Here is a 24,882-nt window from a genome sequence, read left to right on the forward strand (position 1 = left end):
CGGTGGCTGGATTTCGCCGTCGGCGTGGTCCGGGCAGGGTCCTCGCACAGTCGGATCCTCCCCCTTTACCACGCATGAGGGTTCGGGGCTGCGGCCTTCGGAATCGTTGGCTGTGAAGCGTCGTCGGCTCCGATCTCCGTCGGCGAGAGTCGGCGGTTCGTACGGGGCGAACGGCTCGCCGGGGCGGCGGCCGGTGCCTCGACGGGGTGGGGGAGGGGGCGAGGGGCACGGTGTGCGCCTAACGGCTGCCGAGAGCGGTCGGCCACGTCGACGGGGCTGTCCGGTCATGCGGTGGCCCTCGACCTGATGGCCCGTCAAAGTGCTGGCTTCGGTGCCCGCAGCAGGTAGGGCCGTGTCGAGGTGGGCGGCTGTGCCCCGCGTTCAAGAGGGAGAACGCGCCGTCTGGAAGCCGGCCGCCATCGGAGTCCGCCTCGCTGGTGGCCGAGGCTGTGAGCAGGTAATCCAACGGGCTCAAGGCCAGGGGTCGCTTGGTGTGGCCGGCGGGCGGAGAGGCGTGTGGCCCCGCAGGAGGTCATGAGCTGCCCGGTCACCGGTCAGGGTGCGGAGCGTGCCGGCCGTCCCCCGCGAACACCCGCCACACGGTCGGTTGCGGGCCTCTCGGCGGAGCGCGTCCCGGTGACGGCCTCGACGGAGCCAGGCAGGGGCGGGGCGCGGACGGACCGGACGTACGTCACCGGGGCGCCGGAGTGCCCGGGCGGCGCGCGTGTCTCGGCGGCGGTGGATCCGCCCGGAGCGGGCACGTCGACGGGAAGCTGGCGCGGTCTGCCGCGTGCCGTTCGGGACGCCTCGCCGGGCCCCTGGGCACGTCATCGCCAAGGGCAGTTGTTTGAGGCATATTCGGTCAGCGGGTTGGCTCGAAATGCGCCAAACTGTGGCGTCCGGTTCAGCGACGCCGTACCGTGACTGTCGTCCGCTCCAGCGGAGGGAGCAATTCCCTGGCGGAGATCGAGAAGGGCGACGCATGAGCGACAGCGAGGTGGCGCGTTCCGAGGGCCGCCACCGGTTATCGCGGGAGCCCGCCTTGGCGGTCACTCCGCTTCCGGACGGGGCGCCGATGAGCGCCCCGCCGACGCACGCCCCTTCGCCGACGGATCTTTCCGGCGTACCGTTCCGCTTCGACGGACGCCGGGCCGCCTGGTGTCCGCCCGGCGCCCGGATGTCCGACGGACGCGGCGCCGCCCGTGGTCCGCACGGTCCCAGGATGCTCGGCCCGTCGTGCGGACCACGCTGCGAAGTAACGTTTACCCGCTCCCTGCTCCTCCCGCGCCGTGGGCTGTCCGGCGACACCGCCCCCGCGGCCGGCGCGCAAGCACCGGCAGCGGAGCTGCGACGCACGGTCTACTGGGGCAGCTCTCCGGACGCGCTGCGGGGACCTCCGCGCTGACGTCTCCCGGCCTCGCGCCACACACCCCCGCCGGACCTCGACCGGGCCGGGCGGGTCCGCATCGTGCTACCAGCCGTCGGAGCACGGGGCAGCGCGCGCAGGAACGCGCTGCCCCTCACAGAAGAAATGGCAGTTCTCCCACATGCTGTACGGGTACTCCACATTGCGCCGGCGGTGCCGGTCGAAACTGACCGACATCACGTTGCCGACCCCCTTTTCCGTCGAGGAATTCTGCCGGAACATTTCCGAGCAGCGACAGCGTCCGCTGCATCTGCACGCCCTGCCCACGCACATCGCGAGAATGGCGGCGTGCGGCCTGTGGCTGGCCACCGACACGGACGACCACATCTTCTTCGAGGCCCGTACCGCGCCGCTGCACCAGGAACACATCGTGCTGCACGAGATCGGGCACCTGCTCTTCGACCACCAGATGCTGGCGGACGGGAATCACGCCGGTATCAGTACGGTCCTGGCCGACCTCAGTCCCCGCCTCATCCAGCGGATGCTCGCCCGCACCAACTACTCGACGCGTCAGGAGCAGGAGGCGGAGATGCTGGCGAGCCTGATCAGGACGCATGCCACGGGCCCGGGCCGGGGGCCGCAACGGTGCGCCACCACGGACCGGGCCGACCGGGCCCTGGGCATCACCCATGACTGACCGGGGGCCGCACGGCCTGTTCGAACAACTGGAGTGGCTGGGCCTCGCGTTGATGTGGGTCGTCACCCTGCTGCGGGCGCCCGTCGCGGTCCGGACGCCGCAGCAGCGGCCCCTGTGGCTCGCGGTGGGCCTGGCCTCGGTGGCGATGACCCTCCAGTTGCCGCAGGTCTCGTCCCTCGCGATGGCGGCGCTGGACCCGCACACCGTGTTCCTGGCCAAGGAGATCGTCGGACTCCTGGCGGCCACCGCCGTGTTCGCGTTCATCTCGGCGATCGTCGGCCTGCGGCGGACCCAGCTGGCCATCCTGGCCGCCGCGGTCCTGACCCTGACCGCGCTCGTCACGCTGTGCGTCGTCTCGCCGCCGCACACCCGGCACGTGGTCCCCAGCGGACCCGGCCAGGAGGAGAGCCCGGACACGTACTACTGGGTCGTACTGCTCGGCTACCACCTGGTGGCGAACACGGCCTGCGTCGCCGCGTGCTGGGTGTGCGGGCGGCAGGTGAAGAACACGTCCACCCGGGCGGGACTGCTGCTGTTCGGAACCGGGATCGCCCTGTCCGCGGTGCTCATGGCGCTCTCACTGGTCCACGTGCTCAGCCGCGATGCCACGATTCCGCACCTGTTCCCCGCCATCTCCGGGGCGGAGGCGGCCTTCATGGGGGCGGGCGCGGCTCTGCCGCTGCTGCGCGGGCCGTGGCGCACCGCGCGGGACATGACGGTCATGTACCGGCTCCATCCACTGTGGCGGACGCTCGTGCGCGTCACCCCGGAAGTCACACTCACCGACCCGCGTTCGCGTGCCGTGGACCTGCTGAGCGCGGTCCGTCACTCGGACCTGCGGCTGTACCGGCGCGCCATCGAGATCCGGGACGGCCTGCTCGCGCTGGAGGACTACTCCCCGGAGGGCACCCTCGCCCGGGCCCGCGAGCACGTGCGCGCCGCGCGGATCGCGGATGCCTCGGTGGAGGCGGCGGTGACGGCGTGCTGGGCCGGCACGGCAGTGGCGAACAAACGCTCGGGTACCGCCGCTTCGGGGCGGCCGTCCGGGCTGCCGCAGAGCGGTGGCGGCGACATGGCCGAGGAACTGGATTTCCTCCTGCACCTGGCGCGCTTCTTCCGTTCCACCCTGGCCGCCTCGTTCCTGAGCGCCGAGGAGCAGCGGCACCGGGCGGCCCCTACCGGTCAGGCGTCATGACGGCGCCTCGTACAGACGGACGGTGACATGGAAACCGATGAGTGCCCTTCGCGCCGCGAGGGCTTCATGCCCCGCGAGAGCCTTTCGCGCCGCGCCGCCCTCGGCCTGACAGCGGCCGGAGTCCTCGGCGTGACGGCCACGGCATGCGGCGGGAGCGGCGCGGCGAAGGCCCCGGAACGGGCGGCGGCCACGAGCGGGGTGCCGGCCCCGAGCGGGGCGCCGGCCACGGCCGGTGCTCGCACCGAGCAGCCCGAGACGGCACGGCTGCTGGGCATGCGGGCGCATCCCGAGGGCGGCTGGTACAAGGAGACCTGGCGCAGCGGGACGTCCCTGCGGGTCGAGGAGTACGCCGGGAACCGGCCCACCGCCTCCGCGATCTACTTCCTGCTGTCGGCGGGGGAGGAGTCGAGCTGGCACACCGTGCGCTCTCCGGAGCTGTGGTTCTGGCACCGGGGCGGTCCGTTGCGCCTCCAGCTCGGGGGTACGGGCGAGCGGCCCGCCGCCCGCCCCACGGACGTGTTCCTGGGCCCCGACCTGGCGGGCGGGCAGCGGCCCCAGGTGTTGGTGCCGGCGGGCTCCTGGCAGCGCGCCCGCTCGGTCACCGACGAAGAAGTGCTGGTGAGTTGTGTGGTCTCACCGGGCTTCCAGTTCGAGGACTTCCACCTGCTGCCGGAGGCGGCGGCCCGCTGACGGCGCGACCGCGCGTCGCCGGCGGGCTCTTGAGGCAGGGCCGTGGCCCGCGTCCCGGCGAGAGGCGCGGGCCATCGGCTTCAGAAGAATTCGTCCAGCAGTTGGTAGTAGGCCGTCTTCCCGGCGTCGACGCGCTCGGCGCCGTACCGCTCGACGAAGCGCTCCACGCAGTGCGGCCCGAACCACGGGTCTTCCTCGCGGGACAGTTCGCGCATCGCGAGGGCCAGGTCGGCGTGCCGGTCGGCGCGGCCGAGGCGGCCCACGTCGATCACTCCGGTCAGCCGGCGGGTCTCCGGGTCGAGCAGCACGTTGTTGGGGCACAGGTCGCCGTGGCAGACGACCAGGTCCTCCCGGGGCGGGCGGGTGCCTTCGAGTTCGGCGCGAAGTCGACCTTCCGACCAGCCCGCCCGCTCCTCCTCCAGGTCGTCCATGTCGACCAGGCCCGCTTCGAGGTGGCGCAGGGCCTGCGGGATCATCACGTCCAGGCTCGCGTCGAACGGGCAGTCGGCGACGGGGAGCCCGTGCAGCCGCCGGGCGACGTCGGCCAGCACCTCCGCCACCTCGGCGCGTTGCGCCGACGGCCACTCCTCGGCCGCGGAGACACCCGGTACGGCCTCGGTGACCAGCCAGGACACGGTGTCCCCGGAGCCGAGGTCGACGACGCGGGACACCGGGACGCCCTGCTTGGCGAGCCATTCCAGGCGGTCGGCCTCGGCCTTGAGGTCGAGACCGGTGTCCGGCTGGGCGGGGACGAGTTTGGCGTACAGCTCGCTGGGGCCGGTGAGGTGGTGGACGAAGGCGCCGGAGTCGCCGTCGGTGACCGGAGTCCAGGTGTGGTGGGGGTAAAGCTTTTGTACTTCTTCGTTCATGGCCGACATCTTTGCCGACGTCCGGCCCCGGTCGTACGGGTCGCACGGTCCGGGGGCGGGAATGAGCCGTTCCCGTGCGGTCACGGCGCGGCGGCGGGCGGTTCTTCCGTGCCGTCGACGCCGGCTTCCGGGGGTGCCAGGTTCTGCACCTTGCGGGCCTCGTCGACAATGGTCAGCAGGGCGTCCAGCGCGGCCGGCGACAGCCCCTCGGCGCGTAGCGCCAGGTTGCGCACCCGGGTGTCGCGCAGGGCCACGGCCAGCCGGAGCTGGGAGTTGACCCGTTCGGCCACGTCCTCGCTGAGGAAGTATTCGGGGGGCACGCCGAAGTACTCGGCGAGCACGTCCAGTTGCTCCAGGGTCACGTTGCGCTTCTTGCCGGTGGCCAGCTCCCAGAGGTACGTACCGGAGATGGCGCCGCCCGTGGTCTCGCGGATCTCCTTGGCGAGCCGGGCGTATCCGGGGCGTTTGCGTTCGTCGGGGTGCAGAGCGGCGATCAGCTCGTTGAGGCGCTGCCCGAACGCGCGCAGCAGCGGGCGGCCCTCCTGGTCGGTTGCCGATGTGCGGTCACTCATGCGCCTTTTCCTGCCTGCGGTGATTCGGCCGGACGGGCGTCGTTGCCCGCCAGGGCGGACGACTCTATCGCGTTCGCGTGCGTACTTGTTCGCTCTTGTTGGCGCCTGGCCGATTAGTTGGCGTACGCTCGCTGCCTATTCTATCCGCTAGAGCTGATGAAGCTGGCGGGGCCGCGCGCGGTTCCGCGGGTTCGGAGGTCCAGCACGATGAGATCGACGTCATTGACCCCGCATGTCTTCCGCCGCCGGCTGACCTGGTCGGCCGGTGTCCTGGCCGTCGCCGTGACGGCCGCCACCGTCGTCTCCGCCACGGCCGACGCCGGTGCCGGCCACCGCCCCCGCACGGCGAAGAATGTCATCCTGCTGATCGGTGACGGCATGGGGGATGCGGAGATCACCCTGGCCCGCGACTACACGGTCGGCGCGGGCGGCCGGCTGCACATGGACGGCTTCCCGCAGACCGGTACGTACACCACCTACTCGGTCGACAGCCACGGACGGCCGGACTACGTCACCGACTCCGCCGCGAGCGCCACCGCCTGGTCCACCGGCCACAAGACCGTCAACTACCGCATATCCAAGACACCCGACACCGACCGTCCGATGCCCACCGTCCTCGAACTGGCCCGCCGCCAGGGCCTGGCCACCGGGTCGGTCACCACCGCGGAACTCACCGACGCCACCCCCGCCGCGATGGCCGCGCACGTCGGCGACCGCGACTGCCAGGGGCCGGCCGACATGGAAGGGTGCCCCCGCGACACGATCGGCCGGGGCGGTCTCGGGTCGATCGCCGAACAGTCCGTACGGCTGCGGCCCGACGTCCTGCTCGGCGGTGGCCGGCAGCGCTTCGACCAGAAGATCACCGAGGGGCCTCACCAGGGCCTCACCGTGGCCCAGCAGGCCGAGAAGCTGGGCTACCGCATCGTGAGCGACGCGCGCGGCCTGCGCGCGGCCGGTCCGGAGCGCCCGGTGCTCGGCCTGTTCGCGCCCGGGGCCGTACCCGTGGAGTGGACGGGCCGGCCCGCGGCCCGCGGCGGCACCGAGGCGCAGCGCTGCGTCACCGCCAACCCCCGCCGGCCGGCCGGAACTCCCACGCTGGAGGCGCAGACCCGCAAGGCCGTCGAGCTGCTGGAGGCCAGGGCGCGGGCCGGCCGGGGCTTCTTCCTCCAGGTGGAGGGCGCCTCGATCGACAAGCAGAACCACGAGGCGGACCCCTGCGGCCAGATCGGTGAGACCGCCGCGTTCGACCGCGCCGTCAAGGTGGCCCGCGACTACGCCGAGCGCCACCCCGACACCCTCGTGATCACCACCGCCGACCACGGGCACAGCAGCCAGATCGTGCCGGTCGACGCGGAACCGATGGGCCTGTCGGCCACGCTCGTCACCGACGAGGGCGGCCGGATCAAGGTCGGTTACGCCACGACCACCACGCCCGAGGACGGGCAGGAGCACACCGGCACCCAGGTCCGTATCGCGGCCCAGGGCCCGTTCGCCGAACGGGTCAGGGGCGTCACCGACCAGACCGAGCTGTTCACGACGATCACCCGCGCGCTCGGCCTGCGCTGAGCGCAGCGGCGCATCGGTGCGACGACAGGGCCTGAGGCGCTGGCCGCTGCCCCGGCATCCGGGACAGCGGCCCACGCCGCGCTGACGCCGTCCGTTACCGGACCGCTGTGGAGGGAACCACGGCCGACGGGCCGCCGAGGAACACCGGATGCGTCTCGTCGATCTTCGACCGGATGTCGGCGCGCAGCCGTCCGCCGACCGCCGCCACGGCCCGCTCCAGCGCCGCCTCCGCGGCGGAGTCGTACCCGTACGGCACCACTTCCAGATCCTCCACCAGCGGCCCGAGCAGGTCCGCCGCCTCCAGCACGACGGCGTGGCGGTGCGCCAGGTACTGCTTGCGGCGACGGTGGGCCTTGGGCGCGCGCAGTGCCGCCCGGGCGAGTTCCGCCGCGTCGGCCGCGGTGGCCACCAGGTGCGGTGCGTGCCGCAGTACCAGCGCGGTCAGTGCGCCGCCCGGCCCGTCCTGGCGCAGTGCGGCCCGCAGCGGTTCCCGCAGGTCGGCGCGGGGCAGTACGGCCGTGGCCAGGATGTTCGCCCACTTCGCCGTGGGGCGGGCGGCGAGGACGGCGAGGGCCTCCCGGGGGTGGTGCGCGGCCAGGAACAAGGCCGTCTGCTGCGTCCGGTGGACCAGCGTCGTCCAGGCGGCCGGAGCGGCCTCCTCCCGCAACCCCTCGATCAGCGCGTCGAGTTGAGAGACCGCCGCACCGGGGCTCTCGTCGGCCAGGCGCAGCACCGTCTCCCGGGTCCAGGTGTCGGTGCACAGCATGCCCATCGAGAGTGCCAGGGGCAGCGTCTCCAGGGTCTCGTACTGTGCCGAGTCGTCGTAGTGCGTGCGGTACTCCACCAGGGACGCGAAGACGGCCGCCCAGCGTGCGGAGGCGAAGGCGTCCGTCAGGTGGGCGACTTCCTTGACGGGTACGTACGAGAAGTCGTACGAGCCGTCGAACAGCGTCCGCAGCAGCCCCAGGACGAGCCGCATCCTGGGCAGGTCGAAGTGCTCCCGTCCGGTCGGGCGGGCCTCGATGCGCAGGGTCCACGTCCCGGCCGCCAGCAGCCGTTCGGAACGGAACTCCACACCGGGGAACCAGTCGCCGAACCGGGCGAGCAGCACCTCGAAGGCGGCGAGCCGGCCGGTCTCCTCCTCGGTGACGTCCGGCTGCTCGCTCCACTCGGCCTCGATCCTGCCGGGCGTGAACAGCAGGCTCGCCTTGTGCAGCGACAGGGGGACGTCCAGCTCGAAGGAGTCCCGGGTCAGCCGCAGCAGCTTGTTGCCGCCCCGGCAGAACCGGTCCGCTATCGCGTGCAGCCCGGCGACGCCGCTGGGGGCCCGCTCGGCCGGATAGCGTTCCGTCGTCGCCAGCAGCCACTGGTGGAGGGCGTTGTGCAGCCGGTGTGCGTTGGCCGGCGCCGGGGGCGGCGTGGCGGCGTCGGCGGCGCTCTCCAGCAGCCGCCGCCACGAGGCGCCCTCCTCGATGGTGTGGTCCTCGGCGGGCGGCCCGGCTCGCCACTGTTCGATCCACGCCCGGAACACTTCGACGGCCCGCGCCTCGCGGGCCGTGGGGCCGAAGGCCTCGGCCAGCTCCAGCCAGCCCAGCATGACGCCCAGATAGCCCTGGTGGAGCACCGGGCCGGGGCGGTCCACCAGCTTCAGGAGCAGGTCCTTGAGCGCCGCGTCGTAGGTCTCGATCAGATCGCAGCGGACCAGGTTCAGCAGGACCCGGCCGTCCCCCTCCAGCAGCGGACCGCGGGCGAACGCGCGGTAGGCGGCGGCCAGTTCGCGGGCGCGGCGGGGCGCGGCGGCGGGGTCGGAGGCGGACAGGGCCACCCGGCAGCGCTCCAGCGCCAGATGGCGCGCGGCGAAGTCCGGGTCGGCCGCGGCGGTGGCCACCAGGCGGGAGGTCTCGCCGGGCGGCAGGGACGAGCGCCGGGCCAGCCGGCACAGTTCCCCGGCTGCCGCCGGGTCCTCCAGCGGCAGGGCGTCGAGCAGGCGGACGAGAATGTCGTCGCGCTCGTGGTGCGCGTGGATGTCCAGGGCGTCCATGGCGTCGGCCAGGGACTCGACCGCCAGCAGCGGGTCCAGGGCCGCGTCCGCCCCGCCGTCGGCGTCCGCCAGGGCGAGGACCGGCGGCAGGAGGCGCCGCAGGACGGTGTCGGACAGTGCCTCGCGGCTGTCGAGCCGGGCCAGGGTGGCCGCCGGCCGTACGTCCGGCCCGCCGATGGCCGCCGCCAGGCGCTGCGGGCCCACGAGGCGGGCGCAGCGTGGCAGTACGGCCGCGACGTGGCCGGAGGCACGGGCGGCCACCAGGCCGCGTACGTATCCGGTGGCCTCGTGCGGCACGGCGTCCGGCAACCGCGCCGGATCGGCGCCCAGTCCGAGCGCGGCCGCGGCCGCCTGGGCCACGAAGGCGGGGGAGGCCACCGACCTGCCGTCCCGGTGGTGGCATTCGGGGTCGGGCAGGAAGCTGCGCGCGACCAGGCGTTCGCGCGCCGCGGGGGAGAGGTGGGCCGCGGTCCGCAGTTCCTCGTACCCCGGCATCGCCCCGGGTCCGGGCTGCCGCCCGTCCGCCAGGGTCTCGGCCGCCCGTCCGCAGGACCGCTCGTCGAACAGCAGCCGGCAGCCGGACGGGACGGCGGCGACCCGGCGCGGCACGGTACGGGCCCGGGGCGGGTGGCCGGTGCCGAAGTAACAGCGTTCCGCCCACGGGTCGGCCAGGACGTAGGACGCCGACTCCGGCACGTCCTCCGTCCGGCACCGCAGCACGGCCACGCCGTACTGGCGGAACATCACGGCGGCGTGTTCGGCCGGGCTGCCGCGCTCGACCAGGACGTGCCCGGTGGCGGCCCGCTGCTCAGGGTCCAGCCGCAGGTACTGCGTCCAGGCGTCGTCCAGCCGGGCGGCGGCCAGGAACGCGGTGGCGGCCACCTGCCGCGGGGGGACCAGCAGGTCCACCGGGCGCCCGGTATGGGCGTCCTCCCAGACCGCGCGGTCCTCGTCGGTCAGCACCTGCACCGTCGGCGCCGGGTCGAACGCGACGGCGGGCCGGACCTGGACCAGGTGCGCGGCCCGCACCTGCACGGACCGCAGGACCTCACCGCGCCACAGCGGCGTCCGGCCGTCGCCGGGCAGCCACACGACGCTGTTGTCGGTGCCGTCCAGCCGCTGCGCGGACGCGAAACCGAAACCGAGGGAGAGCTGCCCGACGACACCGCTGCCCTCATCGCACTCGGTGAGGCTGGTGACGGACACGGTGCCCGCGTCGGTCTCCAGGACCCACTCGCAGTCCAGGCGCGCCATGCCGAAGTGGTCGTGCAGGGCGGCCAGCAGGCGGGCGGTCCGGTCGGTCTCCGGGCGGCCGATCCGCGGGGTCTCGTGCGGCGCGGGCGGCGGCCCGGAGGCGGTGGAGGAGCCGCCTCCATAGATGAGCGGCTGTACGAACGCCGCGATCGGCGCGGGGCGGAAGTCCGGGTCGGCCAGGCGCTGCTGGGCCACGGCGTGTGCGCCGTAACCGCTGAAGACCACGGCCGCGACGACGGTGGGCAGCTCCTCGGGCCCGGCGCAGACCAGGCTGTCGTAGCCGCCCGCGTTGATGTTGTCCTCCTGGTCCTCGGCGCCCGAACTGCGCACGATCCAGGGGGCGGGGCCACAGGCACGGGCGATCTCGTCGGCCAGCCCGGGCCACTGCCGGCGCAGGAATTGCGTGTATCCGGTGACGAGTTGCCCGGCAGTGTCCTGCGAGGACGTTTCGCGGGTGTCCCCGGTGGTGTTCTGCGGGGGCGTCTCGCTGGTTTCTCCGGGAGCGTCCTGCGGAGGCACTCCGCCGGTTTCCCCGCCCGCGTCCCGGACGCTGTTCAGGAATTCCCGGGCCGTCTCGTCCGCCAGCGGGAAAACGGGCAGGGCGACGGAGGCGAACCGGGGATGGGTGGAAAGTTCCAGGAGGCGGGCACATTTGGCGCCGTACGCGCTTTCCGGGTCTGCCGGCCTGGGATTCGACGGTCTGTCCATGGGAATGGTGCTTGCCCTTTCGTGTCCGGGGGTGCGAGCGGCGCGTGCGGTCAGTCGTCCAGGAACCGGTCGACCCACTCCCGGGTCTCCCGCGCGTCGCGCTCGGCCTCGCGCAGCCCGTCCATGACGCTCCAGGCGGCCAGGTAACGGGCCTCCTCGCCGACCGGTCCGGCCGCGGCGAACGGGGCGAGCCGGTCGCAGACACGGCTGAACCGCGCCCGCGCGTCGTCCAGGACGCCGGGGCCGAAGGCCGCGGAGACGGCCTGGTTGTCGCCCCGGTAGAACAGCAGCCCCTCCTCCTCCGTCGCCTTGTAGAAGGCCTTCTTGACCTCGCGGGTGGCGGGCACGAACTGGAAGAAGGTGCCGTTGCCCGCCACTTCCAGGGGCAGTGACGCCGCGGCGAGCGCGGAGCGGGCGTGCTCCACGAAGAGGTCGCCCGTCTCCCGTACGGTGCGCTGCGGCTCGCCGGTGGCCACCCGGGCCAGGGTCCGCTCGGCGGCGGCCAGCACGGTGGGCTCGAAGAAGGAGGTGTACGACACCTCGCGCAGCGGCTTGAGCAGGGTCCGCGACCCGCCGACCGCGGCCGTCGGGAAGCCGTTGGCCACGCCCTTGGCCGTCACCCACACGTCCGCGTCCAGCAGCCCCGCGGTGGACAGGCCGGGACCGTAGCGCAGCCCGACCTTCACCTCGTCGACGATCAGCGGGACCGCCGCCTCGGCGAGCAGCGCGCGGGCCCGCTCGTACCAGCGCGGCGACAGGTGCATGTGGTCGGGGGAGACGACCACGGCGGCCACCCGGTCGCGGTCGTCGCGCAGCAGCCCGGCCAGGACGTCGAGGTCGAAGAAGAAGTCGACGACGCCGTCCGCGTTGGGCTCGAACGGCGCCTTCGCCGGGTACCACATCGGGTCGTAGCCGTGGTAGCCGGAGCTGAGCACCAGGGGGGCGCCGACCGCCTCCCGCACCGCGAGCACCGCCGCGCGCACGGCCGAGGTGCCGGTACGGAAGAGGCCGACGACCTCGCCGCCGCACAGCTCCAGCAGCCGGGAGGTGACCGTGTCCAGCAGCGGGCTCCAGCCGGTGGCGGTGCCCAGCGCCCCGGTGGCCGCGCGGCCGACGGCCTCGGCGACCTCCGGGTCACCGTGGCCCAGCAGGACCGATCCCCGGGTGTTGTCGAAGTCGATCCAGCGTTTTCCCGCATCGTCGGTCACATAGGCGCCCGCAGCCGAGACGAATACGCGAGGATTGCCCTCCGCATTCCGCGGGCAGGTGGGAATTTCGGCCAGGGCCGCAAAATTTTGAGTCATCGTCAGCCTTTTTCTCGATGAACTGTTGAACGTGGATCGACGACGCGTCCACAGTCATTCCCTGTCGGTCGTGGAAAAAGATCGGACCAGGGTCGGACAGGAAACCGGACGGCAGGAGGAAAAACGTGGAAACGGCGAATGCGCGGACGGCAGAGGTGATTTCCGGTGAAAACCCCGGAGCCCATACGGGACAGTCGGGCGAACGATCCGGCGGTGTCGCGACCCCGGGCCGGCCGCAGTCCCCGGCCACGGGAGCACCGGCCGGGCCGCCCCCGCTGCGCCGCGCCGCCGTGGCCTCCGCGGTCCGGCTCGGCAGCGCCGAGGCCCGCTACGCGTGCGCCTGCTCCATCGAGCAGCTCCTCGCCGACACCGCCGCGTGCCCCACCGCGCCCGCGTCCGCCCGCGCCCTGCTGGACGAGGTCAGGCAGGCGTGCCAGGACCTCGCGCGGGCCGTCGCCGCCGGTCCCGGGGGGCGGTTCGCGCCACCGGCGCCCGGACCGGGCTTCCTGGAACGCGCCATGGCACGGACCGCCGCGTACACCGCGGGCCTGTGGCAGGCCGGCGCGGCACGCGGCGACGCGGCGGCCGAGGCGCTGCTGCGGCACGCCACCGACTGGAAGACGCCGGAGTGCTACGCGTACGACCTCGCCGACGTGGCGCTGGTCCACGGCCAGGCCGCCGCGTGGCTGGCGGCCACCGAGGAGCGGACCCCGGTGTTCGTGGTGGGCGTCCGTACGGGTGGCTCCTACCTCGCGCCCCTGTGGGCGGCGGCCGTGGCGGCCGCCGGGCGCACGGCCGCCCCCTGGACCTCGCTGCGCCCGCTGCGCACCGCGGGCCGGATCTCGCTCGTCCCGGCCGAGACCGGCCGGCTGCCCGCCGCCCTGCCGCAGGGCACGGTCGTCGTCGCCGTCGACGACCAGCCGGACACCGGCGGCACCGCACGGGCGGTCCGCGACGCGCTGGCCCGGCGCTACCCCGGGGCGCGCGACATCGTGTGCGCCTCGCCGGGCCGGACGTACGCCGTGGACGCAACCGGGGTACGGCCGCTGACCAGGACCTCCGCCGTACGCGAGGACGCCGGGCGGCTGTGGCAACTGCTCGCCCCCGCCGACGCGGACCGCCTGACGGCCCGTGCCAGAGCCGGGGGAGCGGTTCCCGCCGGCACCACCGCGTACCGGGTGACGCCGTTCCGCGGCCCGTTCCTCGCTGCGTACGGGCCGCGCGCCACGGACACCGACACCTCCCCGGCCGGTGCGAGGCCGACCGGCCAGGTCGACGGCACCGGTCCCGCCACGACCACACCCCCGGAGACCGGGGTGCTCCGCATCAGCCCCCGCAACACCCCCTTCTCGCTCGTCGCGGACGGACCCGCCACCGGAACCCCCGGCGCGCCGGACCCCCGCCCCCGCGCCTATCACTTCCGCTTCGTCGGCACCGGACCGCACGGCGCACAGGGCGCCGAGGCCGTCGAGGCGCTGGGCGAGTTCCTGCCACCCGTCCGCCACCACCTGGACGGCTACCTGGTGACCGGGCACGAGGACGGTCTGCGCCCGCTGGGCGCCGAACTGCCCCGGATGACCGAGAAGCACCGCCGCCAGGCCCTCGAAGCCGTGGCCCGCTACTGGCACGCGCTCGACCACCTCGGCGGCCTGGGACCGGTGGACCCCACCGTCACCTACGCGCCGCGCGAACGGCTCGCCACGGCCCTGGAACGGCTGCGCGCCCGGCTGGCCTGCCCGCTCCCCGTGGACGGTGCCTGGCTCGACCGCCACCTGCCGCGCCGCGCCGCTTTCGGCGGCACCCGCGCCCGGGTCTTCCGCACCTCGCTGCCGTACTCGCACCAGAGCTGGCACTGGCAGGTCGGCGCGCCCCCGGCGCCGGACGCGCCGCCCGTCGTCCGCCGGTTCGGGCTCGACTGGATCTGGGGCGGGACCGGCCCCCTGGAGGCGGAGATCTCCTCCTTCGTCGTCGAACACCGCCTGGCCCCGGCGGACCTGGCCGTACTGCGGACGTCCGTCGGCGACGACCGCGCCTTCGACACCGCCCTGGAACTGGCGGGCGACGCCCTGTGGTGGAATGTCAAGAGCTGGCTGCGCCGCTGCCCCGCACCCGCCGCGGACACCGCCCGCAGGATCGCGGACGACCTCGGCGAACTGGCCCGGTACGTGACCGGGTTGCGCTGACCGGGCCGCCGCGCGGGACGGCCGGTAGCGGCTCATCCGGCCCGGCCGGCCGCGGACGGCGACGGCGCCCACACCCGCTCCACGTGGGTGCCGTCCCCGGGACCGGCCGCCGCACGGGCGTACCCGGTCACCTCCTGGACGCACTCGTCGTCGGTCTGGCAGCCGTAGATGTACATGCCGCGCACCTTGTCCTGGAGGACGGACCCGATGCCGGTGACGGCGTACAGGGACAGCCCCTCCGCGCCCAGCGCCTTCTCCGTGGCGGCGCGCGGATGGTGCGCGGCGTAGGGCAGGTCCTCGTAGTACAGCCGCCGCACGCCGTCACCGGCCGACCGCCGTACGGCCTCGTGCACCAGCCGGTGGTCCACGTGCCCGCCCACGGCCGCCGGGGCGAGCACCAGGGTGGGGCGCAGCTCGGCCACCGCCACCGCCACGGCCTCGGCGATCCGGTCGCGCAGCGGGTCGGCGGCCGGGTCCGCCGTCAGCTCCGTGTCGTCGTCGTAGCCGCGCAGGCTCGCGTCGTCGAAGTCCAGCGGTACGTATCGCGCCAGGCCGCGTGCCCGGCAGTAACGCCGCTCCTCCTCCGCACGGCGGGCGCTGATCACCCCGGGGCCCGCGGCCCGCAGCCGCTTGGGCAGCGCCCACGCGGACCGGGTGAAGACGGTCAGCAGCAGCCCCGGCGCGGAACCCGCGCACGCGGCCAGCACACCGCCGCAGGAGTAGGCCACGTCGTCGGGGTGGGGCGAGATCCACAGCGTGGTGTGGTCCCGGAGTTCCTCGATCAGACCGGTCACGGCCTCACACCCCCGACGCCGGCGCGCGGCGCGGTGCGGCGATGAGCGTCGCGTACCGGTGGGCGACCTCGCGCCAGCCGGTCCACGGACGCCGCGCCGGACGGACCGACTCGCCGCGCGCGACGACCGCGTCCATCAGCTCCGCCACCGTCTCCGCCCGCAGCGACGCGAAGCCGGCCAGGGCCCCGCAGTCGCCGAGTGTGGCGACCGGCAGGCCGAGCTGGAGCGCTTCCGCCGCCGCGAAGTTGAACGTCTCGTGGAAGACGGAGGGCAGCACGAACAGCCGCGCCCCCGCGTACACCCGCTTCCACTCGGTGCGGATGTCGTAGGAGTCCAGCACCTCGACCGTGCCGGACGCGGCGTACGGCGCGACCAGTTCGCGCGCGGCCCGCCCCTCCTTCGACCAGGTCGCGAACACCACGCGGACCGGCAGCCCGGCGCCGGTGAGCCGATCCAGGCACACCCGGGCCTGGTCCACGGAGGTCTTGCCGAGCTGGAGCAGCACCGGGCCGAACGGGTCGCGCAGATCCGCCGGCGGCAGATGGTCGACGGCCCACGGAATGTACGTACGGGAGCCGAAACAGCGGGTCCACGGCAGGTCGCGCAGGAACACCTCCCGCGCCGGGCCGTCGGGGAACACTCCCGCCGCCGTGCAGACCCCGCCGGACGGGGCGGCCGCGCCGGGCCTGTGCACCGGGCAGGGCGCCGGGGTGGCCAGGCCGGGCGACAGGCGGCTCACGTCGTGCCAGATGCGCACCACGCGACGCCGCAGCTCCCGCACGTCCGGCCGCTCCTCGTCCGCCGCCGCGCCGGCCCCGTCCCCGGTGCCCGCTCCGCCCGCGAACAACGGGCTCTCCACCAGCGGAAACACCGCGTCCACCCGTTCCCGCACCACCCGCCCGGCCAGCGCGCCGAGGTCGGCGCCCTCCGTGGAGCGGTAGAACTCCGCCTCGACACCGTGCTCCCGCAGCCCTTCGGCCAGGTGCCACAGGGCGGTCTCCACCCCGCCCCAGGTGTCGCAGGTGAAACCCTCGTCGTAGATCTCCAGCAGCGCGCGGAGCGGACCCGGCGGGTCCAGCGGCGCGTCCAGGGCTGCGGCCGGCGGCTCAGACATGGACCGCCTCCAAGGGCAGCAGGCCGAGCCGGGCGCACAGGTCGTCCACGACGAGCCGCCGGTTGCCGCCGGCCAGCAGGTCCAGCGAACAGTCGAAGTACGACTCCAGCCGGTTGACGATGTTGGCGTAGTCGCGGTCGCCCACGTCGAGGTGGCCACGGGCGACGATCGCGTCGGCGTCCTCACCGGTCTCGTCGCTGAGGCACTTGACCACCAGCAACCGGACGCGGTCCCCGGCCGCGCCGGCGAGCGGGGCGCCCGTCACGCCGTGCGGGCCAGGTGGCTCTTCGAGTTGGCCACCACCAGGGAACTGCATGGCTCCTCCGTTCCGTCCAGGGTTCGGTCCACGATGAAGACGCCGGTGTTGCTGACCTTGAAGCGGGCCGAGCGCAGCATCCCGTCGCCGAGGTCCAGCAGTTCCATCAGCAGCGCCTGGATCGTCTCGGCGTGCGAGACGAGCACGAAGCCCGCCGCCGGCGGGCCGGACAGGCACTCGCGCAGGAACTCCCGGGCGCGGGCGCGCTGCGCCGCCCAGCTCTCCACCCCGGCGAACTCCCGCTCCGGGTGCCGCAGCCGCTCCTCCAGCAGGGCGTCCCACTCCCGCACCGCCAGCGGGCGCGGGAACCTGCGCGGCGCCCGCACCTCGGCCAGCCGCGCGTCGCTGACGGCCGTCAGCCCCAGCGCACCGGCCAGCGCCTCCGCGGTGCGCACGGCCCGCCGCAGCGGGCTGGTGCGGAGCCGGTAACCGCCCGGCCCGGCCGGGCCCGGCCAGGACGCGCGGTCCCCGGCCAGGTGCCCGGCCAGCGCCCGCGCCTGTTCCCGCCCGAGCGGCGTGAGGTCCGCGTCGGGGTCGTACCCCGCCATCAGGTCGTCGTCCGCCAGGACGTTGACCTCGGCCTGGGCGTGCCGTACGAGCAGGAACCGCCGGGTGACGGGCGTACCGGTGCCGCCCGTCATACGAGGGGCAGCGGGATGCGGCCCTCGGGCGCCAGCATGCGCGGCCGGGAGCTGTTGAACTCCTGGTTGGCGATGCAGGTGCCGCACGGCCAGTTGTCGAACTCCCGGACGGGGCCGAAGTCGTGGTACAGGTGCTTTGGCACCGAGTAGCAGTCGCACTTGACCATCTGGATCTTGTCGTCGGCCACCGAGTAGTTGTAGCCGTTGGTGATCTGGTCGCAGACCGCGTCGCGCTTGCCCGTCTCGAAGATGTGGTTCCAGCGCCGGAAGTACTCCGGCGGGGCGAGGAACTCCGCCGGGTGCAGGTCCTCGTAGCGCAGGTTGACCTCCAGCGGCTGCCCCTTGAAGGCGAGCAGCGGCATGAAGTGCAGCAGGCCCTTGTAGCCGCGGGCGGACAGCAGGTCGATGAAGGCGTTCACCTCGTCGATGGTCTGGTCGTGGTAGACCGCCTGGAGTTCGGCGTCCAGCTCCACCGCCGTGTCGATGATGCGGTCCACCTGTTCCTGGCTCAGGCCGCGCTTGTCGTTCATCCGGGCGGTGTGGCCGTCGACGGAGAAGACCCACATCAGGTTCTCCCGGCCCGCCAGGCACCGCGGCAGGCGGGTGCCGTTGCTCAGCACCTCGATCTGCCAGCCCTCGGCGGCGCGCTGCTGGAGGTGGTCCAGGATCTTCGGGTAGAGGCAGATCTCACCGTTGGACTCCACCCGGAACAGCACGTTGTCCTGTTCGTACTCGGCGAAGATCCGGTCAAGCGAGGCGTTGGTGGCCGGCTGGTCGACCTTGATCGCCTTGACTTCGCAGTAGGTGCAGCGCAGGTTGCAGGCGCCGTCGATGACGATGTTGCGGTAGGCGCGGACGCGCCGGGTACGCGGCGGCCATTGCACGGTGGTCATGATCGGGGTGTCCTCTCGTACGGTTCACACATGGGCGGCGCGCGGTGCCGCCAGCTCGGAAGCGACGGCCTTGCTGGTGCGCAGGGCGTGGGCCTGGATGGTCAGAGTGGGGTTGAGGCCGCCGGGGTACGGCATGAAGCTGCCGTCGACGACGTAGACGTTGTCCGCCGAGTGCACCCGGCCCCAGCCGTCCACCACCGAACGGGCCGGGTCGTCACCGGCCCGGCAGGTGCCGTGCAGATGGGAGCTGCCCTGCGCGAAACCGGTGGCCTTGCGGCGGATGCCGCCCGCCCCGGCGGCGCGCAGCAGCCGCTCGCAGCGTCCGGTCATGTAGCGCAGCCGGGCCTGGTCGCGCGGGTCGGTGCGGTAGTCGAGGACGACGGCGGGCAGGCCGTCCTCGTCGACGTGGCGGGACAGTCCGACGCGGTTGTCCAGGTTGGGGTGGTCGGACAGGATCGTCTCGATCCGCAGTTCCAGCGCGTCCCGGACGAGCTTGGGCGCCCGGTCCCGCTTGGACTCGTAGATCAGGCCGCCCACCCCCGTGGGGCAGTCCTCGTCCAGGTAGTGGTCCAGGAACGCCACGGTGGAGAACGGGCCCTTGTGGACGTCCGGGTCCGCCAGGACCTCCGGCGCGGCCCGCACGACACCGCTGACGTACTCGCTCAGCTTGACGCACAGGCCCCGCCCCACCATGCCGGAGTGGTTGCCGACACCGGTGGGGGAGTACGTCGTACGGGACCGCAGCAGCAGGGCCGCCGTCTGGATCGCGTTGCACGCCAGGACGAACGCGCGGGCGCGCACCCCCCTCGACTGCCCGCTCACCCGGTCCAGGCAGCGCAGCGCGGAGACCTCCCCGGTGCGGTCCTGCTCCAGGCGCACGGCGCGGACGCCGGTGCGCAGCGTGAAGTTGGGGTGGGCGGCCAGCGGCGCCAGGAAGACCGCGACGACATCACCCTTGGCGCCGGTGGGGCACGCGTGGCTGACGCACAGCGAGACCCGGTCGCATCCGGCGCGGCCCTGGTACGGGTCACGGTTGATGGCCAGCGGCGTGGGGAAGGGCCGGTAGCCCAGCGACTCACCGGCCGTGTACAGCACCCGCGCGGCGGCGGACGGCTCGTGGGCGGGGCCGCGGCTGTGCCGCGCGCCGTTCGCGCCCTCGGCCGGCGGGCCGCCGCACACCCCCAGGCGCCGCTCCAGCACCTCGTAGTAGGGCGCCAGTTCCGCGAGGGTGTACGGCCAGCGCACTTCGGTGGTGCCGGTGTCGATGCGGGTGCCCGGGTCGAAGTCGAAGGGCTGGTAGCGGAACGAGGCACCGCCGTAGAAGACGGTGCCGCCGCCGAGGTTGGAGGTGGTCCACGGCCAGCCCTCGTCGGTCCAGTTGCCCTCGTCGTCACGGGCGACGGCCTGCCGGCACAGGGTCTCGGCCTCGTCGAGGTCCACGTGCTCGGCGAGCCGGAAGCCCTCCTCGACCATCAGGACGTCGAGCCCCTGACGGACCAGCCGGTCCGCGGCGACGGCCCCGCTCGCCCCGCTGCCGATGACGCAGACGTCCCACACGCGGTCCGCGGCCTCGTCGCCGAAACCGTCGCGGTGCGCGGGCCCCAGGAGTTCCGGGTGCCGGGCGCCGGGATTCGCCAGCGGCGAGGGTCCCCGTAGGTGCTCCATGGCGTGCTTGCCTTTCGGTCGGTGATGGGCGGCGGTCGGTGATCGGCGGCGGTCAGTGGTGCGCGGGGTGGTGGGTGCGCCCGTCGGTCGCGGACAGCCAGCCGCGGTACAGGCCCGCGAACGGCCCGTCGCCCGCCGCCAGTACGGCCGGCGGCCCGTCCTCCACGACCACGCCGTTCTCCAGGACCAGCACCCGGTCGGCGATGGCGGCCGTGGTCAGGCTGTGGGCGATGATCAGGGCGGTGCGGCCGGCCAGCACCCGGTGCAGGGCCGTGTGCACGGCCCGCTCGGTGGGGGCGTCCATGCTGGAGGTGGCCTCGTCGAGGATCAGGACGCGGGGCGCGGCCAGCATCACCCGGGCCAGCGCGACGAGTTGCCGCTGGCCGGCCGACAGACCGGCGCCGCGCTTGTGGACGTCGCTGTCGTACCCCTCCGGCAGCGCGCTGACGAAACCGTGCGCGCCGACGGCCTCGGCCGCCGCGACGATGTCCTCGCGGGTGGCGTCCGGCCGGCCCAGGGCGATGTTGTCCGCCACGGAACCGGAGAAGAGGAACGGTTCCTGGGTGACCATGCAGACGGCGGAGCGCAGTTCGGCGTCGGCCACCTCGCGCAGGTCGGCCCCGTCCAGGGTGATCCGGCCGCCCGTCGGGTCGTACAGCCGCGCCAGCAGCTTGGCCAGCGTCGACTTGCCCGCCCCGGTCGTGCCGACCAGGGCCACGGTCTCCGCGGGCGCGAGGTCCAGGTCCAGCCCGGCCAGTACGTGCGGGGAGGCGGCGCCGTAGCGGAAGCGCACGTCCTCGAAGCGGACGCGGCCGGGGGCGGACACCGCGGGCAGCGGCCTGGGGTCGGCGGGCTCGGGCAGCGCGTCGGGCGCGTGGAAGAGGACGCCGATCCGCTCCAGTCCGGCCGAGGCGGCGGAGAACGCGTTGGCGAACGAGGCGAGTTCGTCGATCGGGTCGTACAGCCGGTGCACGTAGAGCAGGAACGCGGTCAGCGCGCCCGCTTCGAGATGGCCGCTCGCGATACGGAACGCGCCGAGGGCCAGCAGCAGGGCCAGCGAGAGGTTGCCGATCAGCTTGACGCCGCCGCTGAAGCAGGCACTGACCCGTCCCGAGGCGGCCCGCGCCGTGGCGTAGGCGGCGTCCGTCTCCCGCAGCCGCGCGGTGTTCTCGTCCTCCTTGCGGAACGCCTGCACGGCGCGGATGCCGTTGTACGTCTCGCCGGTGTGCTGCACGATCCGCTCGGTGGCGCCCCGGGTGCGCCGGTAGGCGCGGCGCGAGCGGTCCCGGAACCAGCGGGTGAGCAGGTACAGCGGGACGAACAGGGCGAGCACGACGGCGGCCATCGGCAGGTCGAGCCAGAGCATCACGGCCACCGTCCCGACCATCGAGAACAGGGCGGAGAACAGGCCGTCCAGGCCCATCTCCAGCACCTCCTCGACCGACTCCACGTCGCTGGAGAGCCGGGCGACGACGCTGCCCGAGGGCGCGGACTCGTGGTAGGACAGCGGCAGCCGCACGGCGTGCGCGAAGGTGCGGCAGCGCAGCCGGAACAGCAGGGTCTGCGCGATGTTCCCGGAGTAGCGCAGGAAGCCGTACCGCAGGGTGGCGGTGGCCGTCCCGGCCGTCAGCGCGAGAGCCGCGTAGGCGGTCAGCGGACCCCAGCGGCCGTCCGCCGCCGCGGGCACGCCCCGGTCGATGGCGGCGGCGATCAGCAGCGGGGTGACGAGCGCGCAGACGTTCTCCAGCAGCGCCAGGGCGACGGCGCGGGTCAGCCGGCGTCGCTCGGGCGCGAGCAGGGTGCGCAGCAACTGGTTGCGGCGCTCCCGCAGCCGCCGGTCGTCCGGCCTGCCGTCGGCCTCGTCCGCCGCGCGGTCCACGTCCGGCCCGGGGGCGCCCGACAGCGGGGCGGCCGGGTCGTTCTCCTGCCGGTCCTCGGGCATCAGGCGCGTACCTTCCGTGCGGGGTCCGGGGACGGCGGGCCCTGCGGCCCGTCCGGCACCAGGTCGTTGACCGGGGACCGCAGCAGGTGGCGGTAGCGCCGGTCGGTGGCCATGAGTTCGTCGTGGGTGCCGGTCGCGGCCACCCGCCCGTCGGCGATCAGCGCGACCCGGTCCGCCGCGCGCAGGGTGGCCGGACGGTGGGCGACGAGGACGGTGGTGACGTTCGCCATCACGGTGCGCAACGCCGCCTCCACCTCCCGCTCGGTGTGCACGTCGAGCGCGGACAGCGCGTTGTCCAGGACCAGGACGGCGGGGCGGGGCAGTACGGCGCGGGCGAGCGCCAGCCGCTGCCGCTGCCCGCCGGACAGGCCCACCCCCTCCTCGCCGACCCGGGTGGCGAGCTGGTCGGGCAGGGCCGCGACGAAGTCGGCGGCGTGCGCCAGCCGCAGTGCCTCCCAGATCCGGGCGTCGTCGCGCTCCTCGGGGGGCAGGCCGAGGGCGACGTTGTCCCGTACGGTCCCCGAGAACAGCACGGGATCGTCGAACGCGCAGGTCACCACCGAACGCAGCGCGTCCAGGGAGAGATCGCGCAGATCGGTGCCGTCCAGCGTGATCCGGCCGTGGGTGGGGTCGTCCAGCCGGGACAGCAGCGAGACGAGGGTGGACTTGCCCGAGCCGGTGGCACCGACGAGGGCGAGGGTGGTGCCGGGGCGCACCGTGAGGTCGATGCCGCGCAGTACCGCTTCGCCGGCGTCCGGCAGCCGGTAGTGCACGTCCTCGACGCGCAGCTCGCCGCGCACCGGACTCGCCAGCGGGCGGGGGGCGGCCGGTTCGCGCACGGCGAGCGGGACGTCCCGTAGCTGCCAGTACCGGTCGGCGGCGGACGCCGCGGTGCTGGCGTCGGCGATCAGCCAGCCCAGTGTGTCGGCGGGCCAGCGCAGGTAGGTGGCGACGGTGATCGCCGCCATCAGGGTGCCCAGGGTCAGACTGCCGGTGGCGGTGCCGTAGCCGCCGAATCCCATCAGGGCGACGATGCCCACCTCGGGCAGGGCGGTGATCAGCCACCACAGGGCGGCGGTCAGGGAGATCTTGCGCAGTTCGGTACGGCGCAGCGCGCGGGCCTGCGCGGTGTAGCGGCGTACGGTCTCCGGGCCGCGGCCGAACGCCTTCAGCACGCGGATGCCCAGCACCGACTCCTCCACGGTGGTGGTGAGATCACCGCTCTGGTCCTGCGCGGAGCGGGCCGCCACGTGGAAGCGCTTCTCGAAGAGGATGGTGGCGAGCACCATCGGCAGATACGTCACCAGCACGATCAGCGCGAGGAACGGCGACAGATATGCCAGCACGGCCAGGCCCGCCACCAACGCCGCCGTGTTGACCAGCAGATACACCGCGGAGAACGCGAAGAACCGGCCCAGCTCGGCGATGTCGGAAACCGTTCGGGACAGCAACTGCCCCGAACTCCAACGGGTGTGGAACGAGGAGGGCAGCCGCTGCACATGGCGGAACAGGTCCGCCCGCAGCGTCGTCTCCAGCCGTGTCGACGGCCGGACGACCAGCAGCCGGCGGGCCCCCAGCAGTACGGCCTCCAGGCACCCCAGCACCGTGAAGCCGATGAGGGTCCACGGCAGCGCCGCCATGTCCTTGTGCGCGACGGGACCGTCCACCAGCCGCTGGAGGACCAGCGGCATGGACAGCCCGGCGAGCATCGAGCCGAGGGCGGCGGCGCAGGCCCCCGCCATCAGCCAGCGGTGCGGCCGGAGATGGCGGGCACAGCGCCACAGCGACCCGGTACGGGCGGGCGGGGCGCTCATCGCGCGCTTCCCGCGGCACGCAGCGCATGGGCGTAGTGCTCCAGCGCCCGGTCGGTGGCCGACCCGCTGCCGTACGCCGTACGCAGCCGCTCCCGGGCACCGGTCACCCGCCCCCGGGGGCCCGCGGGCTCCTCCACGACGCCGCGTACGGCGTCGGTGAGGGCGGCCACGTCCCCGCGCGGCACCAGGAGACCCGGCGTGACCGTGCCCACGGTCTCCCGCAGCCCGCCCACCGAGTAACCGGCGACCGGCGTGCCGCACATCATGGCCTCGATGGCGCTGCCGCCCAGCTCCTCGTGGGCCGACGGCATGACCAGCACGTCCAGCGCGGTCATCACCGCCGGGATGTCGGCGTGCGGCAGGAAGCCGGTGAAGCGGAACCGGTCGGTCAGCCCCGCGTCGGCGACGGCCTTGCCCATCCGCTCGCGCTGCGGCCCGTCCCCGACCACCAGGAATACCGCGGGCGGTGTCCCCGGCAGCGACTGCCAACGGCGGGCCAGGGCGACGAAGTCCCGCCACCCCTTCTCGTGCGCCACCCGCCCCACGTAACCGACCAGGGCGGTCCCGTCCGCGATCTCCAGCGAACGCCGCAGCCCGGCCACCTCCCCGGCGGGCCGGGGCGACAGGTCGCCTACCGAGTCGGGCACGATGTCGATGGACGCGGGGTCCATCGACAGGGCCCGGGCGACGACACCCGCGGTACGGGAGGTCAGGGCGGACACCCGGGCCGCGCGCCGCACCGCGTGACTTTCGACGGCGCGCACCAGCCGGTGCTGGAAGTGGTCGACCCGGGACATCGGCTCGTAGACCGACAGCCGTGAACAGTGCAGCGTCAGGCAGTACGGCACACCCATCACCCGGGCCGCCAGCGGCCCGGCCAGCAGTGCCCACAACTGCCCGTCGGCATGCACATGGATCAGGTCGGGACGCCACCGCCGGCGCAGCCGCACACAGGCGGCCAACGCCCCGGCCAGCCATGCCTGGTTGAGGCCGACGAGCCCGGTGAGCTGCGACCGGATCGGGGGCAGCGGCGCGCGGGTCACCCGCACCACCAGCCCCGGCCGGTCCAGACGCCGCTTCGGCAGGCCGGGGAAGCCGACGGTCAGCACCTGCTGCTCGACGCCGCGCGCCGCCAGCTCACGCGACAGCCGCAGGATCTGCACCTGCATCCCGCCGACGGCGTCGTACTCGGCGGGCCAGCTCTCGACCTGGTCGTGGTGGAAGAACGGGGTCAGCCGCAGCACACGCACTAGAACTC

At 73.9% G+C, this 24,882-nt stretch carries 18 protein-coding genes; 5 read left to right on the forward strand and 13 right to left on the reverse strand.

Annotated features, from left to right (window positions below; genetic code table 11):
- Positions 1–1,607 precede the first annotated feature (1,607 nt).
- From ACZ4QV_RS38025 to ACZ4QV_RS38035, 3 genes are read left to right on the forward strand one after another with little or no spacing between them, the layout of a single operon-like run.
- Positions 1,608–2,063, forward strand: a complete 456-nt coding sequence (locus ACZ4QV_RS38025; protein WP_361159233.1) for a hypothetical protein — start codon at positions 1,608–1,610, stop codon at positions 2,061–2,063.
- Complete coding sequence (locus ACZ4QV_RS38030) at positions 2,056–3,258, forward strand: MAB_1171c family putative transporter (RefSeq protein ID WP_361159230.1); 1,203 nt, start codon at positions 2,056–2,058, stop codon at positions 3,256–3,258. Before ACZ4QV_RS38025 ends, ACZ4QV_RS38030 begins: the two co-directional genes overlap by 8 nt.
- Positions 3,259–3,285: 27 nt before the next feature.
- Complete coding sequence (locus ACZ4QV_RS38035; protein ID WP_361159227.1) at positions 3,286–3,948, forward strand: cupin domain-containing protein; 663 nt, start codon at positions 3,286–3,288, stop codon at positions 3,946–3,948.
- 80 nt (positions 3,949–4,028) lie between these two features.
- Here ACZ4QV_RS38035 and ACZ4QV_RS38040 read toward each other — a convergent pair whose 3' ends face one another.
- Together ACZ4QV_RS38040 and ACZ4QV_RS38045 are read right to left on the reverse strand one after the other, a co-directional pair.
- Complete coding sequence (locus tag ACZ4QV_RS38040) at positions 4,029–4,817, reverse strand: APH(3') family aminoglycoside O-phosphotransferase (protein ID WP_361591040.1); 789 nt, start codon at positions 4,815–4,817, stop codon at positions 4,029–4,031.
- A gap of 80 nt (positions 4,818–4,897) precedes the next feature.
- Positions 4,898–5,389 (reverse strand): hypothetical protein, encoded by a 492-nt coding sequence (locus ACZ4QV_RS38045; protein ID WP_361159222.1) that lies wholly within the window; start codon positions 5,387–5,389, stop codon positions 4,898–4,900.
- Positions 5,390–5,596: 207 nt separating this feature from the next.
- On the opposite strand from ACZ4QV_RS38045, the gene ACZ4QV_RS38050 reads away from it, so the two are divergent.
- A complete protein-coding gene (locus ACZ4QV_RS38050) occupies positions 5,597–6,955 on the forward strand; it encodes an alkaline phosphatase (RefSeq protein WP_361591038.1) in 1,359 nt (452 codons plus the stop codon).
- A 94-nt stretch (positions 6,956–7,049) separates the two neighbouring features.
- Here the strand turns inward: ACZ4QV_RS38050 and ACZ4QV_RS38055 are convergent, their stop codons facing one another.
- Together ACZ4QV_RS38055 and ACZ4QV_RS38060 are read right to left on the reverse strand one after the other, a co-directional pair.
- Positions 7,050–10,958, reverse strand: a complete 3,909-nt coding sequence (locus tag ACZ4QV_RS38055; RefSeq protein WP_467764086.1) for a hypothetical protein — start codon at positions 10,956–10,958, stop codon at positions 7,050–7,052.
- A 50-nt stretch (positions 10,959–11,008) separates the two neighbouring features.
- Positions 11,009–12,262 (reverse strand): aminotransferase class III-fold pyridoxal phosphate-dependent enzyme, encoded by a 1,254-nt coding sequence (locus tag ACZ4QV_RS38060; RefSeq protein ID WP_361159214.1) that lies wholly within the window; start codon positions 12,260–12,262, stop codon positions 11,009–11,011.
- Positions 12,263–12,387: 125 nt separating this feature from the next.
- On the opposite strand from ACZ4QV_RS38060, the gene ACZ4QV_RS38065 reads away from it, so the two are divergent.
- Positions 12,388–14,445 (forward strand): hypothetical protein, encoded by a 2,058-nt coding sequence (locus ACZ4QV_RS38065; RefSeq protein WP_467764087.1) that lies wholly within the window; start codon positions 12,388–12,390, stop codon positions 14,443–14,445.
- Positions 14,446–14,477: 32 nt separating this feature from the next.
- Here ACZ4QV_RS38065 and ACZ4QV_RS38070 read toward each other — a convergent pair whose 3' ends face one another.
- From ACZ4QV_RS38070 to ACZ4QV_RS38110, 9 genes are read right to left on the reverse strand one after another with little or no spacing between them, the layout of a single operon-like run.
- Entirely contained in the window at positions 14,478–15,239 is a 762-nt protein-coding gene (locus ACZ4QV_RS38070) for a PIG-L deacetylase family protein (protein WP_467764088.1), read from the reverse strand.
- A gap of 4 nt (positions 15,240–15,243) precedes the next feature.
- Entirely contained in the window at positions 15,244–16,353 is a 1,110-nt protein-coding gene (locus ACZ4QV_RS38075) for a hypothetical protein (protein ID WP_467764089.1), read from the reverse strand.
- On the reverse strand, positions 16,346–16,618 hold the full coding sequence (locus tag ACZ4QV_RS38080) for a DUF6137 domain-containing protein (RefSeq protein ID WP_361159203.1): 273 nt from the start codon (positions 16,616–16,618) through the stop codon (positions 16,346–16,348). Before ACZ4QV_RS38080 ends, ACZ4QV_RS38075 begins: the two co-directional genes overlap by 8 nt.
- Positions 16,615–17,310 carry a histidine phosphatase family protein gene (locus tag ACZ4QV_RS38085; RefSeq protein WP_361591026.1) on the reverse strand — a complete coding sequence of 232 codons (696 nt, stop codon included), beginning with the start codon at positions 17,308–17,310 and terminating at the stop codon, positions 16,615–16,617. Before ACZ4QV_RS38085 ends, ACZ4QV_RS38080 begins: the two co-directional genes overlap by 4 nt.
- Positions 17,307–18,203 carry a radical SAM family protein gene (locus tag ACZ4QV_RS38090; RefSeq protein ID WP_361159198.1) on the reverse strand — a complete coding sequence of 299 codons (897 nt, stop codon included), beginning with the start codon at positions 18,201–18,203 and terminating at the stop codon, positions 17,307–17,309. Before ACZ4QV_RS38090 ends, ACZ4QV_RS38085 begins: the two co-directional genes overlap by 4 nt.
- Before the next feature lie 24 nt (positions 18,204–18,227).
- A complete protein-coding gene (locus ACZ4QV_RS38095) occupies positions 18,228–19,868 on the reverse strand; it encodes a GMC family oxidoreductase (protein ID WP_361159195.1) in 1,641 nt (546 codons plus the stop codon).
- Between the two features lie 52 nt (positions 19,869–19,920).
- Positions 19,921–21,810: an ABC transporter ATP-binding protein gene (locus ACZ4QV_RS38100; protein WP_361882341.1), complete on the reverse strand. Its 1,890-nt coding sequence runs from the start codon at positions 21,808–21,810 to the stop codon at positions 19,921–19,923.
- Positions 21,810–23,624, reverse strand: coding sequence for an ABC transporter ATP-binding protein (locus ACZ4QV_RS38105; protein ID WP_361159189.1), 1,815 nt, complete (start codon positions 23,622–23,624; stop codon positions 21,810–21,812). The genes ACZ4QV_RS38100 and ACZ4QV_RS38105 overlap by 1 nt, the downstream gene beginning before the upstream one ends.
- A complete protein-coding gene (locus ACZ4QV_RS38110) occupies positions 23,621–24,868 on the reverse strand; it encodes a glycosyltransferase family 4 protein (protein WP_361159187.1) in 1,248 nt (415 codons plus the stop codon). The genes ACZ4QV_RS38105 and ACZ4QV_RS38110 overlap by 4 nt, the downstream gene beginning before the upstream one ends.
- Positions 24,869–24,882: the final 14 nt, after the last annotated feature.

Source organism: Streptomyces sp. NPDC026394 (assembly GCF_055567735.1).